Source organism: Paenarthrobacter sp. AMU7 (assembly GCF_041200195.1).
Classification (GTDB): Bacteria; Actinomycetota; Actinomycetes; order Actinomycetales; family Micrococcaceae; genus Arthrobacter.
This window is the reverse complement of the sequence record NZ_CP165735.1, coordinates 4,319,814-4,335,596: the sequence shown is the minus strand read 5'-3', so window position 1 is coordinate 4,335,596 and position 15,783 is coordinate 4,319,814. Positions and strand designations below refer to the sequence as shown.

16 protein-coding genes are annotated in these 15,783 nt (G+C 63.4%); 8 read left to right on the top strand and 8 right to left on the bottom strand.

Going from position 1 to position 15,783, the window contains the following annotated elements; translation table 11 throughout:
* The first annotated feature begins 240 nt into the window (after positions 1–240).
* Complete coding sequence (locus tag ABQM86_RS19895; RefSeq protein ID WP_207595329.1) at positions 241–1,305, top strand: ATP-dependent DNA ligase; 1,065 nt, start codon at positions 241–243, stop codon at positions 1,303–1,305.
* A gap of 18 nt (positions 1,306–1,323) precedes the next feature.
* On the opposite strand, the gene ABQM86_RS19890 is transcribed toward ABQM86_RS19895, so the two are convergent.
* From ABQM86_RS19890 to ptsP, 7 genes are all read right to left on the bottom strand, one after another.
* On the bottom strand, positions 1,324–1,596 hold the full coding sequence (locus tag ABQM86_RS19890) for a DUF6480 family protein (RefSeq protein WP_369745383.1): 273 nt from the start codon (positions 1,594–1,596) through the stop codon (positions 1,324–1,326).
* 70 nt (positions 1,597–1,666) lie between these two features.
* A complete protein-coding gene (locus tag ABQM86_RS19885; protein ID WP_369745382.1) occupies positions 1,667–2,473 on the bottom strand; it encodes an alpha/beta fold hydrolase in 807 nt (268 codons plus the stop codon).
* Between the two features lie 23 nt (positions 2,474–2,496).
* Positions 2,497–3,159, bottom strand: a complete 663-nt coding sequence (locus tag ABQM86_RS19880; protein WP_369745381.1) for a maleylpyruvate isomerase family mycothiol-dependent enzyme — start codon at positions 3,157–3,159, stop codon at positions 2,497–2,499.
* 2 nt (positions 3,160–3,161) lie between these two features.
* The gene (locus ABQM86_RS19875) at positions 3,162–3,431 is read right to left on the bottom strand and encodes a hypothetical protein (RefSeq protein ID WP_207595325.1); all 270 of its coding nucleotides are present in this window, start codon (positions 3,429–3,431) and stop codon (positions 3,162–3,164) included.
* 78 nt (positions 3,432–3,509) lie between these two features.
* Positions 3,510–3,932, bottom strand: a complete 423-nt coding sequence (locus tag ABQM86_RS19870; RefSeq protein WP_369745380.1) for a helix-turn-helix domain-containing protein — start codon at positions 3,930–3,932, stop codon at positions 3,510–3,512.
* 124 nt (positions 3,933–4,056) lie between these two features.
* The gene (locus ABQM86_RS19865) at positions 4,057–4,335 is read right to left on the bottom strand and encodes an HPr family phosphocarrier protein (protein WP_011776464.1); all 279 of its coding nucleotides are present in this window, start codon (positions 4,333–4,335) and stop codon (positions 4,057–4,059) included.
* 27 nt (positions 4,336–4,362) lie between these two features.
* Positions 4,363–6,063 carry a phosphoenolpyruvate--protein phosphotransferase gene (ptsP, locus tag ABQM86_RS19860; protein ID WP_369745379.1) on the bottom strand — a complete coding sequence of 567 codons (1,701 nt, stop codon included), beginning with the start codon at positions 6,061–6,063 and terminating at the stop codon, positions 4,363–4,365.
* Between the two features lie 129 nt (positions 6,064–6,192).
* Here ptsP and ABQM86_RS19855 point away from each other — a divergent pair, with 129 nt between their 5' ends.
* The 7 genes from ABQM86_RS19855 (at position 6,193) to ABQM86_RS19825 (ending at position 14,100) form a co-directional block, all read left to right on the top strand.
* Positions 6,193–6,915 (top strand): TetR/AcrR family transcriptional regulator, encoded by a 723-nt coding sequence (locus ABQM86_RS19855; protein ID WP_014923084.1) that lies wholly within the window; start codon positions 6,193–6,195, stop codon positions 6,913–6,915.
* A 66-nt stretch (positions 6,916–6,981) separates the two neighbouring features.
* The gene (locus ABQM86_RS19850) at positions 6,982–9,018 is read left to right on the top strand and encodes a PTS mannitol transporter subunit IICBA (RefSeq protein ID WP_280624370.1); all 2,037 of its coding nucleotides are present in this window, start codon (positions 6,982–6,984) and stop codon (positions 9,016–9,018) included.
* On the top strand, positions 9,018–10,166 hold the full coding sequence (locus ABQM86_RS19845; RefSeq protein WP_369745378.1) for a mannitol-1-phosphate 5-dehydrogenase: 1,149 nt from the start codon (positions 9,018–9,020) through the stop codon (positions 10,164–10,166). The genes ABQM86_RS19850 and ABQM86_RS19845 overlap by 1 nt, the downstream gene beginning before the upstream one ends.
* Positions 10,167–10,335: 169 nt before the next feature.
* On the top strand, positions 10,336–11,286 hold the full coding sequence (locus ABQM86_RS19840) for a siderophore ABC transporter substrate-binding protein (protein ID WP_369745377.1): 951 nt from the start codon (positions 10,336–10,338) through the stop codon (positions 11,284–11,286).
* A gap of 25 nt (positions 11,287–11,311) precedes the next feature.
* Entirely contained in the window at positions 11,312–12,319 is a 1,008-nt protein-coding gene (locus tag ABQM86_RS19835) for an ABC transporter permease (RefSeq protein ID WP_369745376.1), read from the top strand.
* Entirely contained in the window at positions 12,312–13,328 is a 1,017-nt protein-coding gene (locus ABQM86_RS19830) for an iron chelate uptake ABC transporter family permease subunit (RefSeq protein ID WP_280624356.1), read from the top strand. Before ABQM86_RS19835 ends, ABQM86_RS19830 begins: the two co-directional genes overlap by 8 nt.
* A gap of 13 nt (positions 13,329–13,341) precedes the next feature.
* Positions 13,342–14,100, top strand: coding sequence for an ABC transporter ATP-binding protein (locus tag ABQM86_RS19825; RefSeq protein ID WP_369745375.1), 759 nt, complete (start codon positions 13,342–13,344; stop codon positions 14,098–14,100).
* A 110-nt stretch (positions 14,101–14,210) separates the two neighbouring features.
* Here the strand turns inward: ABQM86_RS19825 and ABQM86_RS19820 are convergent, their stop codons facing one another.
* Positions 14,211–15,671, bottom strand: coding sequence for an amino acid permease (locus ABQM86_RS19820; protein WP_369745374.1), 1,461 nt, complete (start codon positions 15,669–15,671; stop codon positions 14,211–14,213).
* Between the last annotated feature and the right edge of the window lie 112 nt (positions 15,672–15,783).

Genomic DNA, 15,783 nt, shown 5'->3' with positions numbered 1-15,783 from the left:
GCAGAGCTCGGCGTCATTCCGGAAGCGGCCCAGCGGAGATACGGGTCGCCCTACGACGGTACATGAGCCGGAAAGTAAAGTCACATTAATATAACGGACGGTAGGCCTCCCCGGATGAGAGGGTCCTGGCACTTAGGCTTCGGGGCCGGCGCTGGGAGCTCCCGGTGCGGCAGCCACCACGGCCAAGATATCCATCGCCTGGGACTAGCTTCCGCGTGCACCGGCAGGTAGACATTGTCTATGGACCTGCCTGTGATGCCACCCGTCTCGCCCATGCTCGCCAAATCCGTTCCGGCCATCCCCGATGTTGGGCACTACGAGCCCAAGTGGGACGGCTTCCGGACCATAGTCTTCAAGGACGGCGATGAGATCATTCTGGGCAGTCGCAACGAGAAACCCATGACCCGCTACTTTCCCGAACTGGTGGAGGCGCTGCGGAAGAACCTTCCGGACAAATGCGTGATCGACGGCGAGATTGTCCTGATCGAGGGCAACCGGCTGGAGTTCGAGGTGCTGCAGCAGCGGATCCACCCCGCGGACAGCCGGGTCCGGATGCTCGCCGAGAAGACTCCGGCGTCCATGATCGCGTTCGATATCCTTGCCCTCGGCGATGACGACCTGATGGGCACTCCCTTTTCGGAGCGTCGGGCCATCCTGGAACATGCGCTCGCCAAGGCGGAGCCGCCCGTTTACGTCACCCCTGCAGTCACGGACCTTGAGCGTGCAAAGGAATGGTTCGTGCAGTTGGAAGGCGCAGGCCTGGACGGTGTGCTGTCCAAGCCCTTGGATGGGACGTACTTGCCCAACAAGCGCGTGATGTTCAAGACCAAGCACGAGCGCACTGCGGACTGCGTGGTGGCCGGCTTCCGCTGGCACAAGACCGCGAAAGTTGTGGGGTCCATGCTGTTGGGTCTTTATAACGACGCCGGCCGGCTCCAGCATGTGGGGGTGGTGGCCTCCTTCCCCATGGCCCGCAGGGAAAGCCTGGTAGCTGAGCTCGAGCCGTATCAGGTTGAACTGGGCGAGCATCCCTGGGGTGAGTGGGCCAGCCAGGGCGACGGAGCCGGCGGTTCCAGGATGCCCGGTGCCCAAAGCCGGTGGAGCGCGGGCAAGGATTTCTCGTTTGTGCCCCTGCGTCCCGAGCTGGTCATCGAGGTGGCCTACGACTACATGGAGGGCGAGCGGTTCCGGCACACCACGCAGTTCAGGCGGTGGCGGCCGGACCGAACGCCGGAGAGCTGCACTTACTCCCAGTTGGAAGAGCCGGCGGATTACGATCTTGGGGAGCTCCTGGGGCTGCCGTAGCTTGGCGCCCGCAGTTGCTTACTCCTCGTGTCCTTGGTCGCTGCTCATGCTGCCCTCGGCCGGCGGGGTTTCTCCCGGGGGCACTCCTCCGCCTGGTTCCAAGCCCGTGACGTTCCCGTCGAGGGGATCGGGGTTGGAGGATGCGGCGGGGTCCTCGTCTTCGTCCTGGCGCAATTCGGGGTCGGCGTTGACGTCATTCTTGGTGGTGGCCGGGGGCGTTGCGGCACCGTAGGGGCCAGTGGCGCCGGTTGCGCCGAAGCCTTGCTCGTCCTTGTTATCTCCAGTGGTCACGATCAGCCCTTTCATAAGCAAACTTACTAATGCGATGGCTTCGCCAGCCTAGCCGGGACGCGTGGACTCATCAAGGCGCCTGGCCGTGAAGCGCTGTCGCTGCAACGAAACTCCGGATGGCGTCCGCCACAGCCTGGGGCCGCATGTGTTGCGCTACATGCCCGACGCCGGGGATCTCCACCAAGCGCCCCTGGTCAACGGCCCTCGAAAGCCGAAGCGACCAGTCCGGGCCGGCCACGTTGTCGCGGCTTCCCCTTAGGACCAGCACAGGGACCTTGATACCAGCCAAGCGTTTCTCGGTGGGGTACGTCATCATCACCGGCAGTTCAGTAAGGTACCAGCGCGGACCGCAGCGGAGATAGTCCGACGTGACGATCAAATTGGAGGAGGGGCTTTCGCGGAGCATCCCGTCAAGGAGAAGAGCCACGGACTGGCGCCTCACGTTTTTGTGCCGCGAATCAACCACTGGCCCCATCAGCACCACCTGGCGGACCCGATCCGGTGAATGCAAAGCCGCCTCGATAACAAACTGCGCACCCATCGAATGGCCCACCAAAACGTACGAACCGATGCCGCGGGAAGCGAGGGCCTCCGCAATGAAGGCGCCGTAGTCCTCCACCGAAAGCTGTCGATCAGGCTTTGGAGTCCCTCCAAACCCCGGGAGGTCCAAGGAGTAGGTGGGTGCGCTCGCTGCAAGGACTGTGTGCAGCCGGGCCAAATAGCGGTGTGAGACTCCGATGCCGTGAACCAGGACATAGACGGGCCCGGTGGGATCGGCCTCAGAGCCGGCAGCGGGGACAGCGGCAGGCTCAGGCGTGCCCCCAGCCCACAGGATCCGCCCCTTCAATCCCAGAACTTCTACGTCTGCAGACAGCATTGCTGCCGGCCTGCTCCGCGCCCTCATGATGGTGTCCGCCGCAAGAACACCGGAGCCCCGGGGCCACTCAGCTCGTCCTCTGCTATTGGTCGGCCGGACACCGCCAGCAGCAGGGCAATGGCCGGCCCTTCCACAGCAGGGCCATCCCCGTGATCGAAGGATGCATCGGTGGCCACCAGGCGCCAGCCTCCTGCCACCTCCTTGCCTCCGCCCATCTTGGTGCTGGTCCGCACCTGATAGTGCAGGGCAGTGGCCACGTGCGCGGCGGGGTAGTCGCGGCGCATCCCCAGCGGACGGCGGATGTCCTCGCCGTGGACGAACGCCTCCACCAACCGGGTCCCCAGGCCTGCAGGCGGCCCGGATGTCCGGGAGAGCACGGCTTTCAACTGACTCAGGGTCGTAGCCGGGTCAGGGGTCCTTTCGCGCTCAACACCTACGGCGTTGTCGCGGTCAAAGTTCAGCCGGGAGGCAATCATCCGGCGAATGAAATTAAGGCGCGTGGTTTTGGCGCTGTCGATCACGTGCGCCAGGACATCATGGACGTCCCAGCCAGGGCACAGTGACGGGGTCCTCCATTGGGAGGGCTGAAGTGGTTCAAGGTCCCGGATCAGGGCGCGACGTTCCTCATGCACCACGGGCCACACAACGGAGGGGGAAGTCGAAGCCATACCGCTATTGAACCCCATGCCTACTCCCTTGTGGCGTCGTCGGACCTTGTGGCGTCATCGGATTCGTTGGGGTCGCCTGCCGGGCGTGCCGATTCGGCGGCGGCGGACGCCTCAGCCGCGTCCCGGCGTCGTGCAATTTTTGATTCCGTCCACATCGCAACGGCCACGAACACTGTGCACGCGAACATGAAGGTTGCCACAAAGTTCAATCCCATGGCAGAGCCCAAGGGTGCGGCAAGGGCCATTGCGGCCAACCCGGCCACGATATGCCACCCTTTGAAATTGCCCACCGATCAAGCGTAACCCCGGCTTTAAGGGGTGCCCGCCTGTTGGCTGGGATCGTTGCTTGATCCTTATCACTGTCGACCCTATGAGTCGGCGTCGGCGTCACTTTCGCCGGCTTGGTCCTCCGCCGCGGCAGCCTGTTTCTTCTTCTGGGATTCCAGCCAAGCGATGATGGCAGCTTGCCGGATCCGACGATGTGTTCCGCGGTATTCCACGGGGATTTCGCCGCGGTCGGTCATATTGCGCAGATAGGTGTGCGAGATCCCGGCGAGCTCGGCGGCCTGCGAGGTGGTGAGCATTTCCTCAACGCTGCTGACCGTCACCGTTTCGCCCCGGCTCAGCCGCGCGAGGAGGTCGACGACGGCATCCCTCGCCTCATCAGGCAGGCGGTGGACTGTGCCGTCCACGAACACGGTGATGTCGTCGCTGTCCTGGAGGGAGCGCGCCAGATTCCGGGCGTCGTCGGCGGGGAGTCCTGCGGTGACGCGGGGAGCTATCAATGCCATGGCAGAAGCCTAGCGTGAGCCGTGCGTTTGAAAGCGCTACCCATTTCGATGGTTCGCTGCGCGTTGGGCGACTCCTGCCGTCCAACACGCAGCAAACCATCTAACCGGGACAGCCCAGCTAAAACTACTCCGCGTCCAGGTCCGTCTCCAGCAGCTTCACCAGTGCGTCCAGCGCAGCGTCGGCACCGTCACCCTCCGCCCGAAGCACCACGACGTCGCCCTTCGCGGCGCCGAGCGTCATGAGCGAAAGGATGCTGGCGGCGTCGAGCGCGTCATCGGCAGGGTCACCCTGCATGGCGATGGTGACCTCAACCGGCTGCTCGCCTGCGGCCTCGGCGAACAGCGCGGCGGGGCGGGCGTGGAGGCCGGAGCGGCTGGCGATGGTGGCTGTGCGTTCGGGCATGGTTTCTCCTAAGGTCGGAAGTGAAAATTAGAGGCCGAGCTCTTCGAGCACGGGGAGCTTGGCGCGGACCCAGTCGCGGGCCTCGGTGGCGCTGGGCGCGGAAAGGGCCAGGCGGGCGAGTTCCTTCGCCTGCTCCAGGGTCACGGTCTTCAGGACAGTCCCGACGGCGGCCAGCGACCGGGCGGTCATGGACAGCGTCGTGACACCCAGCCCGGTAAGAACGACGGCGAGGGCCGGGTCGGCAGCTGCTTCACCACAAACACCCACGGGTTTGGCGTCACCTTCACGGCCCGAGCTTTCCTGCGCCGCGCCTTCCACGGTGAGCTGCACGAGCCGCAGTACGGCGGGCTGCCAAGGGGTATTGAGTTCGGCGAGGGGGCCGAGCTGGCGGTCGGCGGCCATGGCGTACTGGGTGAGGTCGTTGGTGCCCAGGGAAGCAAACCCCACCTCGCGCAGCACGGTGGCGGCGGTCAGGGCGGCAGAGGGAACTTCCACCATCACGCCGGGCGTCCGGATTCCGGCAGCTGCACACAGTGAAGCGAAGCGTCCGGCTTCAGCAGCCGTGGAGATCATGGGTGCCATGACCCAGACATCAGCGTCGGAATCGGAGGCAGCCCGGGCGATGGCTTCAAGCTGGCGCTCCAGGACCCCCGGCGTGGTGAAGTCGGTGCGGTAGCCGCGGACACCCAGCGCAGGGTTGGGTTCGGTGGCGTCCGTGAGGAACGGCAGGGGCTTGTCGGCGCCGGCGTCCAGCGTGCGGAGGACAACTTTCTTGCCCGGGAACGCGTCAAACACGGCCTTGTACGCTGCGGCTTGCTCGTCCACGGAGGGCTCGGTGTCACGTTCCAGGAAGCAGAACTCGGTACGGAACAGGCCAACGCCCTGGGCGCCCAAAGCGGCGGCCGCCACGGCATCCTTGGCTCCACCAACGTTGGCGAGGAGCGGCACCAAGTGCCCGTCCGCCGTCGTGCCGTTTCCGTCGAATTCGGCGAGGGTGGCTGACGTTTCGGCCCATGCGATGGCAGAAGCCCGGTGCTCGTCAGAGGGCGAAGCCGCCACGAAGCCGGCCGCACCATCGACGTAGATCTCGGTTCCGTCGGCGATGTCGTCAACGCCGTGAGCCGCGACCACTGCAGGCAGGCCGAGCGAGCGCGCGATGATGGCCGTGTGGGACTGCGGTCCTCCACCGGAAGTCACCAGCGCCTGCACCACCGCGGGATTCAGTGTTGCGGTGTCTGCCGGCGCGAGGTCCTCTGCCACCAGGATGAAGGGCGTGTCCGAAGCGGGAATGCCGGGTGCGGGCACGCCGCGGAGTTCAGCCACGATGCGGGCGCGCACATCCAGGACGTCAGTTGCGCGTTCGGCCATGTAGCCGCCCAGGTTGTGCAGCATCTCGGAGACGGACGCGCCGGCTTCCCAGATGGCACGCTCAGCAGAGGAGCCGGCGTTGATCAGCTTCGCCGCCGACTTCAGGAGCATGGTGTCCTTGGCCATGAGGGCGGTGGCTTCGAGCACGGCCTTGCCGTCGCCCGAAGCGCTCTCCGCACGTCCCTTGAGCTCGTCATGGACGGACTGCGCGGCAGCCTTCAAGCCTGCGACGGCGTCTTCCGGGGCAACGTCCGCAGCCAACCGTTCTCCCGACGGCGGTTCGCTCACCGGCTTGGGCATCTGGCGGACGGAACCAATGATGCGGCCAGGGCTTACCCCTACTCCTTGGAAATTCTGCACTGAATCCTCTGTTCCTGCTTGTTGGTTCAGACCCGCCGGCGACGGCACCGGGAGCCTCGAAAACTAGCCTACAAAAATCCTTTGTGAGCCACTTCATATAGCAACGCTATAGGTGCTAGGGTAGCGGTTATGAGTTTCGATGACCAGCTTCCGCCTAAAATTCGGTTGCTTCGCGCAGCTGCCGAGTTGCTGGCGAATTCGGAGGGGTCAGCGGTCTCAACGCGCCAGATCACCAAGCTGGCCGGGGTCACCGCACCAACGCTTTACCACCACTTTGGCGACAAAGAAGGCTTGTTCGACGCCGTCGTTTCAGCCGGATTTGAAGAGTATGTGGCGGGGGAGCGGGATTTTGCGCCGTCCGGGGAGCCTTTGGAAGACGTCCGGCGGATGTGGGATAACCATGTCCAGTTCGGGCTGAGCCAGCCGCATCTGTACCTGGTGATGTTCGGCAACATCAGGCCGGAAAGCCGCCCTGCAATCGTGGCCGATGCTGAAGCGCTTCTGGAGGAAATGCTGAACAAGGCCGCAATTTCCGGTCAGATCAACGTGCCGCCCCGCGAAGCGGCCCGTAGCATCCTGGCGGCCAACGTGGGCGTCACGCTCATGCTGATCGCAGAACCGGTGGAAGAAAGGAACCTCGAGCTCTCAACGATGACCCGGGATTCCATGATTTTTGCCGTCTCCACGGACACCGCCCGTGGCGCCGCAGCGGACGACTCCGGTAAATCGTCCGTGGTTGTTGCGGCAATCGCCCTGAATGCGGCACTGCAGGCCTCACATTCGGACCAACTTTCCAGCTCTGAATTGAAGCTTTTCCTTGAATGGCTTCACCGCATTTCCAGCAGCTCCTAAGGCTGCGTTCTCTCGATCTTTATCGACTGACCCCGCGCCGCCGCGGGACACACGTTAGGAATTCACATGGCAACAGAGACAGTTGCGAAGCCCCGCACCAGCGTGCGCGTTGGTGTTCAGAAGTTCGGAACATTCCTGTCCGGCATGATCATGCCCAACATCGGCGCCTTCATCGCCTGGGGCCTCATCACAGCCCTCTTTATCGAGAAGGGCTGGATTCCAGTCGCTGAACTGGGTGGGTTCGGTACCAATGCCGAGGGCGATCCCAACGTCGGCATCGTTGGCCCTATGGTCACGTACCTCCTGCCAATCCTGATTGCCTACACGGGCGGCCGCATGGTCTATGACGTCCGCGGCGGCGTGGTCGGCGCCATCGCAACCATGGGCGTCATCGCAGGTACGGACGCGCCAATGTTCATCGGGGCCATGATCATGGGCCCGCTGGGTGCTTGGACCATGAAGAAGATCGACGCCCTGTGGGACGGCAAGATCCGCCCCGGTTTCGAAATGCTGGTCAACAACTTCTCCGCGGGTATCTGGGGTGCGCTGTTGGCTTTGGGTGGTTTCTACGGCCTTTCCTGGGTGGTCCAGCGCTTCACTGACGGCGCCGGGGCCGTGGTCGGGTTCCTGGTCAACAACGGCCTGCTGCCTCTGACCAGCATCTTCATTGAGCCGGCCAAGGTCCTCTTCCTCAACAACGCCATCAACCACGGCGTGCTGACTCCGCTGGGTATTCAGCAGTCCCTGGAACAGGGCAAGTCCATCCTGTTCCTGCTGGAAGCCAACCCGGGCCCGGGTATGGGCATCCTGCTGGCGTACATGTTCTTCGGGCGCGGCGCGGCCAGGGCTTCGGCCCCCGGTGCAGCGATCATCCACTTCCTCGGTGGCATCCACGAGATCTACTTCCCGTACGTCCTGATGAAGCCCATCCTCATCCTGGCTGCCATCGGTGGCGGCATGACCGGCATCGCTACCCTGGCCATCACCAACTCCGGCCTCGTTGCTCCGGCCGCGCCAGGATCCATCATCGCCGTGCTGGCACAGACTGCCCGCGACAGCTACCTTGGCGTCATCCTGGCGGTTGTCTTGGCCACTGCCGTTTCCTTCCTGATTGCCGCGGTCATCCTGCGCACGTCCAAGAACAAGGGCGAGGATGATCTCTCGGCAGCGACATCCCGCATGGAAGCCATGAAGGGCAAGAAGAGCTCCGTCTCCTCCGCGCTTGTTGGTGACCGCGCCGGCGAACCGGCAGGCTCCCAGCCCGGTACCGTGCTCACCCGCCCGGTCCAGAACATCGTGTTCGCCTGCGACGCAGGCATGGGTTCCAGCGCCATGGGTGCCTCGGTCCTCCGCAACAAGATCAAGGCCGCCGGCTTCCCGGACGTCAAGGTCACCAACTCGGCCATCGCCAACCTCAACGACAACTACGATGTGGTGGTCACGCACCAGGACCTCACAGAACGCGCCCAGCCGCGCACGTCCAGCGCAGTGCACTACTCGGTGGACAACTTCATGAACAGTCCCAAGTACGAAGAGATCGTTGAACTGGTGCGGAGCAGCAACAGCACTACCCCCGCAGCCAGCGCACAGCCCGCGGCCGCAGCAGCCGCCACCCACGGTGCGCATGCCGCTGAACCGGCCCCCGCCGTCGATGGTCAGGCAGCCGGGGGCAAAGGTGTCCTCCTCCGCGAAAGTGTGGTCCTGAACGGCACGGCCACTGACCGTGACGCGGCGATCGACGAGGCCGGAAAGCTCCTGCTGGACCGCGGCGCCGTGGATGTCAGCTACGTCCACGCGATGCACGAGCGCGAGGAATCCGTATCCACCTACATGGGCAGCTTCCTGGCCATCCCGCACGGCACCAACGATGCCAAGGAACACATCAACCACTCGGCCGTGTCCATCATCCGCTACCCAGAGGGCATCGACTGGGGCGGCAAGCAAGTGAAGTTCGTGGTCGGTGTCGCCGGCGTCAACAATGAGCACCTCCACATCCTGTCTTCCATTGCCAAGATCTTCACCAACAAGGCACAAGTTGCCCAGTTGGAGGAGGCCACCACGGTTGACGAGGTCCTGGAGCTGTTCAGAAAGGTTAATGCATAGTGAAGGCAGTCCATTTTGGGGCAGGAAACATCGGGCGCGGCTTCGTGGGGCTGCTGCTTCATGAAGCCGGCTATGAGGTGGTGTTCGCGGATGTCGCGGACGCGCTGATCAGCCAGCTCGCGGTGGCCGGCAGCTACGACGTCCACGAGGTTGGTGAGAATCCAGCGGTCAAGACCGTCACTGGTTTCCGAGCTTTCAACTCCGCGTCGCAGGAAGCCGCTGTTGTGAAGGAAATCTCGACGGCGGATGTGGTCACCACGGCGGTGGGGCCGCACATCCTGAAGTTCGTGGCACCGGTGATCGCCCGTGGGCTGGCGGCCCGTCCCACAGACCTGCCGCCTCTCCACGTGATGGCCTGCGAGAACGCCATCAACGCCACGGACCTCCTGCACACGGCGATCCTGTCGGCTTGGGACAATTCCGCAGGTGATTTGGACGCCATCGCGGTTTTTGCCAACACGGCTGTGGACCGCATTGTCCCCAACCAGGCTCCGGGCCAGGGCCTTGACGTCACGGTGGAGACCTTCTACGAGTGGGTCATTGACCGCACGCCGTTCGGTGACAAGGTGCCCACGATCCCCGGCGCCACGTTCGTAGACGAACTGGGCCCGTACATTGAGCGCAAGCTGTTCACGGTCAATACCGGGCATGCGTCGGCAGCGTATTTTGGTTACCAAGCCGGGCTGGAGAAGATCTCCGATGCCATGGCCGATCCGTCCGTGGCCGCGAAGGTCCGGGCGGTTCTGGAGGAAACCAAGGAACTGTTGGTGGCCAAGCACGGCTTTGTCGAGGCCGAGCAGGAAGCGTACGTGCAGAAGATCCTGTCCCGCTTTACCAACCCGCACCTGCCGGACACGGTGGTCCGCGTCGGCCGTGCCCCGCTGCGGAAACTGGGCCGGCATGAGCGGTTCGTTGGTCCTGCCGCGGAGCTCGCTGAGCGCGGTGTCACCCCAGTGGCACTCCTTGAGGCGATGTCCGCAGCGCTGCGTTTCGACGACGGCAACGATGACGAAGCCGTGGAACTTGCCACGCTGCTGTCCGAACTGGACGCGGCTGCCGCCGTCGAACGCATCACGGAACTGACGCCGTCGCACCCGCTCTTCCCGGCGGTCCAAAAGCTCGTGGAGGATCGGCAGGCCGAGGCGTAAGCGCCACCAGAAAGTAACAAAGGCTCTCCAGCGGGAGAAAAAAGGGTGACTTCTGTCACAAAATCCCACTGGAGGGCCTTTCGGTTTTGAAGTTAGCCTCACCTTACTAATAGAGTCAAAAAGCAATTAGGCAACACATCTATGACTTATTAGTGAGTGGAGTACTGGCGTGAAAAAGAGGCTGTCGAGCTACATTGGGGCATTGGCTGCAGGCGCTGCTTTGCTGGCCGTTACGGCCTGTGGAGGCGGGGCAACGGCGTCTTCGCAACCCGAGGAGGCCAGCACCATCACCATCGAGCACGCCCAAGGTTCAACCACCAACGTTCCCGTGAATCCGGCCAAGGTTGTCACCTTCGATCTCGGCGTCCTGGACACCATGAACGCGCTCGGCGTCGAGCCCACCGGTGTTCCCGAGGCCAGCTACCCGGAGGCCCTCAAGAAGTTCTCCGAGGCCAAGTACGCCAAGGTGGGTTCGCTTAAGGAACCCGACTTCGAAGCCGTCAGCTCCGCAGCCCCGGACCTCATCATCGTCTCCGGCCGAACTGCCGGCGCCTATGGGGAACTGAGCAAGATCGCCCCCACCATCGACCTCTCCGTTGATGCGGCCAAGCCCATGGAAAGCTTCAAGGCACAGACCGAGAAGCTCGGCAAGATCTTCAAGAAGGAAGACGAGGTCGCGTCCAAGCTCGCAGAAGTGGACAAGACCGTTGCCGACACCAAGACCAAAGCCGCTTCGGCCGGCAAGGGCCTGATCGTTTTGACCTCCGGTGGCGAAGTCACCGCATACGGCGCGGGCTCACGCTTCGGCATCATCCACGATGTCCTGGGCGTTCCGACGGCCGCTGACGTCAAGTCCGAGGGATCCCACGGCGAGGCTGTCTCCTTCGAATACATCAAGGAAACCAACCCGGACATCCTCTACGTCATCAACCGCGACACCGCGATCGGCACCGCAGGCTCCACCGCCAACCCCATCCTGGACAACGAGCTCGTGAAGTCCACCAACGCCGCCAAGAACAACAAGATCATCAACCTGGATCCCGCAGGCTGGTACATCGTGGGCTACGGCCTGAACAACGTCCAGGCCATGGTCACCGCAGTGGCCGACTCGGTCGCCTGACAACCGCTCCACCTGAAATCCTGACGTGACAACTACCGCCGTGCGCCCCACGGTGCCAGCAAGCCGCAACCGGACTGGCGAAACTGCCCGCCTGGTTGTTGCCGCTGCCGTTGTGGTGGTGATCGCCGTGGCCAGCATTTTTGTGGGTGTCAGCGATGTTTCACTGCCCGCTCTGTTGGCGAACGACGCCGGTGCCTGGGAAATCTTCTGGGTCTCGCGGGTGCCGCGCACCGTGGCCGTGGTCCTGGCCGGCATGGCCGTCGCCGTTGCCGGGTTGATCATGCAGCTCATGGCCCGGAACCGATTTGTTGAGCCGTCCACTGTGGGCACCGTGGAGTCGGCGACACTCGGGATCCTGGTGGTCACCGTGCTGGCTCCCGACTCTCCGATTCCCACCAAGATGCTGGTGGCTTCTGTGTTCGCCGTTCTGGGCACAGCCCTCTTCCTGGCGATCCTGCGGCGCCTTCCTGCCCGTAACACCCTGCTGATTCCGCTGGTAGGCATCATGCTGGGTGGCATCATCGCAGCCGTCACCACATTCTTCGCTTACCGCTTCGATCTCCTCCAGACCCTGAGTAACTGGATGATCGGAGACTTCTCCGGCGTGCTCCGCGGGCGGTATGAACTGCTGTGGATCGTGGCTGTCCTGGTGTTGGTGGGCCTCTTTGCTGCCGACCGCTTCACCGTGGCCGGCATGGGGCAGGACTTCACCACCAACCTTGGTCTGAACTACGCGCGCACCATGCGGTTGGGGCTGATGATCGTTTCGTTGATCTCGGCCGTTGTGGTTACCACGGTGGGTGCCGTGCCGTTCCTCGGCTTGGTAGTGCCCAACATTGTGTCCCTGCTCTTCGGGGACAACCTCCGCCGGGCTGTTCCCTGGACGGCGTTGTTCGGAGCAGCGTTCGTGCTGGTCTGCGACATCATCGGCCGGACCATCCGGTTCCCCTACGAAGTGCCGGTGGGCATGGTCATGTCGGTCCTGGGAGCCATCCTGTTCCTCTTCCTGCTGTTGAGGAAACGCAATGCCTGAAACACTCCTGACCGCACCCCGCCTGTCCGCCCGCACCCGTTGGCGCGACGCCATCCGAAGCACCCCGCCGGGACGGGTGATCGCCGTGTTGGCGATTGCCGCCGTCGTGCTTGTTGCCGTTTTCCTGACCATCGACCTCAAGGGCAACATCGCCTACGTCCTGCCGCGGCGGGTTATCAAGGTTTCGGCAATGCTCTTGGTGGCCGCGGCGGTGGGTGTTTCCACGCTGCTGTTCCAGACCGTCACGGCCAACCGGATCCTGACGCCGTCCATTATGGGCTTCGATTCGCTGTACATCCTGGTGCAGACGGCGCTGGCGTTCGTGGCGGGTGCTGCGACGCTGGCCACGGCTCCGTCCACGCTCAAGTTCGGGCTGGAAATCGTACTGATGGTGGGGTTCAGCGTGCTCCTTTACCGGTGGATGTTCACTGGGGCCACGCGATCACTGCATTTGCTGTTGCTGGTGGGCATCGTCCTGGGGACGCTGTTCCGTGGCTTCTCCTCCCTGCTGCAGCGGCTCATGGAGCCCAGCGAATTCATCATCCTCCAGGATCTGTTCTTCGCCAGTTTCAACAACGTAGACCCGGGACTCCTGGGTGTTTCTGCGGTGCTGATCGCCTTGGTGTGCGTTGGGGTGTGGCGGATGCGGCACACGCTGGACGTGCTGGCGCTGGGCCGGGAAGTGGCCATCAACGTGGGCGTCGACCACAAGCGCGTGGTGATGCGGGTGCTGCTCGCGTGCTCGCTGCTGGTGGCGGTTTCCACCGCCCTGGTGGGGCCGGTGACGTTCTTCGGGCTGCTGGTGGTCAGCCTCGGTTACCAGCTCTGCCGCGGTTTCCGGCACGCTTGGCTGCTCCCCATGGTGGTCCTGATTGGCGCCATCGCCTTGGTAGGTGGCCAGTTGCTGCTGGAACGCGTGTTCGGGTTCGCCACTGCCCTCAGCGTGATCATCGAGTTCACCGGCGGCATCCTCTTCCTTTACCTGTTGCTGAAAGGCTCACTGAAATGATTGGGAAGTGCCCATGATTACCGTCCGGAACGTGACCAAGCGCTACGGCGGCACCACCGTGCTGGACGACGTCACCTACGAGATCCCCCGCGGCGGCATCACGTCCATCATTGGACCCAACGGTGCGGGCAAGTCCACTCTGCTCTCCCTGATCAGCCGCCTCCAGCCCATGGACGGCGGGGGAGTGTCGGTGGCTGGCTTGGATGTCACAGCGACGCCCAGCGAGGAACTGGCCAAGACCATGGCCATCCTGCGGCAGGAAAACCACCTGACCATGCGGCTCACGGTCCGCGACCTCGTGGCTTTCGGCCGCTTCCCGCACAGCGGCGGCCGGCCCACGGTGGAGGATCTTGAGCACGTGGACGAGGCCATCCGGCAGTTGGATCTGACGTCCATGGCTGACAAGTTCGTGGATGAGCTGTCCGGCGGGCAGCGCCAGCGCGCGTACATCGCAATGGTCCTGGCGCAGGACACCGAATACTTGCTGCTCGATGAACCGCTCAACAATCTGGACATGAAGCACTCCGTGGAAATGATGCGGCTGCTGCGCCGGCTGGCCGACGAGCTCGGAAAGACGATTGTCCTGGTGGTCCATGACATCAACTTCGCGTCCTGCTACTCGGACACCATCCTGGCCATGAAGGACGGCCGGCTCATCCATCAAGGCACGCCCTCGGAGATCATGCGCGCCGGGATGCTGCACGACGTTTACGACATCGACATCCGCATTGAGGAAATCGACGGGAACCGGATCGGCGTGTACTTCGCCTGACCCTCGCTCACCTTTCGCGGGGTGGGGCCGGACGCTCTCTCGCTTGCATCAAGAAAGCCCGACGTCGGCACCCAGGGTGGGTGCCGACGTCGGGCTTTACTTTTGAAGCGTTAGCGCGCTTCCGCGGTTTCGGCCTCTGACATGGCCTTCCATTCGGCCACGCGGGCCTGGTGGAGCGGGGACTTGCGGACCACGGCGTAGGCGATACCGAGAATCGCGAACCAGATGGGCGTCACCATAAGCGCGGTGAGTGTGTCCGGCTGCGTGGTGAGCGCCCAGACGAGGAACGCGAAGAACGCGAAGACAACCCACACCATCGGGATGCCGCCGGGCATCTTGAACGGCGAGGCCGCGTGCTGCCCGGGCCGGCGCTTGCGGTACACGAGGTAGCTGGCCAGGATGATGGACCAGACGAACATGAAGCAGACGGCGGATACGGTGGTCACCATGTCGAACGCCACGCCAACGTCCTTGCCCGCGTAGAGAAGCGCGACGCCGGCCAGCAGCAGGACGCAGGAGAGGAACAGTGCGTTCTGGGGTACTTTGCGGGTGGACAAGCGGCCGAAGAGCTTGGGTGCGTCGCCGTCGTTGGCCAGGCCGTAGACCATGCGGGACGTCGAGTAGATGCCCGAGTTGGCCGATGACATGGCCGAGGTGAGCACTACGAGGTTCACCACGGTGGCTGCCATGCCCAAACCGGCCAAGGAGAACATGGCAATGAACGGGCTCTGGCCTGCCTTGAATTCGGTCCACGGCGTGACGGACATGAGGATGATGAGTGCGCCTACGTAGAAGAGCATCACGCGCAAGGGGATGGCGTTGATGGCGCGGGGCAGGTTGTGCTCCGGGTTCTTGGTTTCGGCTGCTGCGGTGCCAACAAGCTCGATGCCCACGAACGCGAACACGGCAATCTGGAAGCCGGCCACGAAGCCCATGAATTCCTTGGGGAAGAATCCGCCATGACTCCACAGGTTGGTGAAGCCGGCCGTGGCTGCGTTGGACTGGAAACCAGTGAAGATCATCACCAGGCCCACAACGATCAGCGCCACGATGGCGATGATCTTGATGAGGGCGAACCAGAATTCGGTCTCGCCGAACGCCTTAACGGTGGGCAGGTTCAGGAGGAGCAGGATGATGATGGTGGCGATGCCCGGGATCCAGAGTTGGATTCCCGGCCAGAGTTCGTTGGCGTAGCCCGCGATCGCGATGACGTCTGCCACGCCGGTGACTACCCAGCAGAACCAGTAGGTCCAGCCCGTGAAGAAGCCGGCCCAGGGGCCAAGGAGGTCGCCTGCGAAGTCGCTGAAGGACTTGTAGTTCAGGTTGGAAAGCAGCAACTGTCCCATGGCCCGCATGACGAAGAAGAGCATGAAGCCGATGATCATGTACACGAAGATCACAGAGGGCCCGGCGACGGAAATGGTTTTGCCGGAGCCCATGAAGAGGCCGGTTCCGATGGCGCCGCCGATGGCCAGGAGTTGGATGTGGCGGTTGCTGAGCGAGCGTGACAGGTGGGGCTCGCTGTCCCTGCTGGAGGCGCGGAGCTGCCCCTGTGTTGTCTGGTCGGACATTAGTTCAAGAACCCTTCGAAGGATCCGCCATAATAGTGACGGCCGTTACAAATCTGTTCGATAAAGCTATAGCTAATGCCTGACGAATGGCGAATCGGTCTGAATGGCGAAA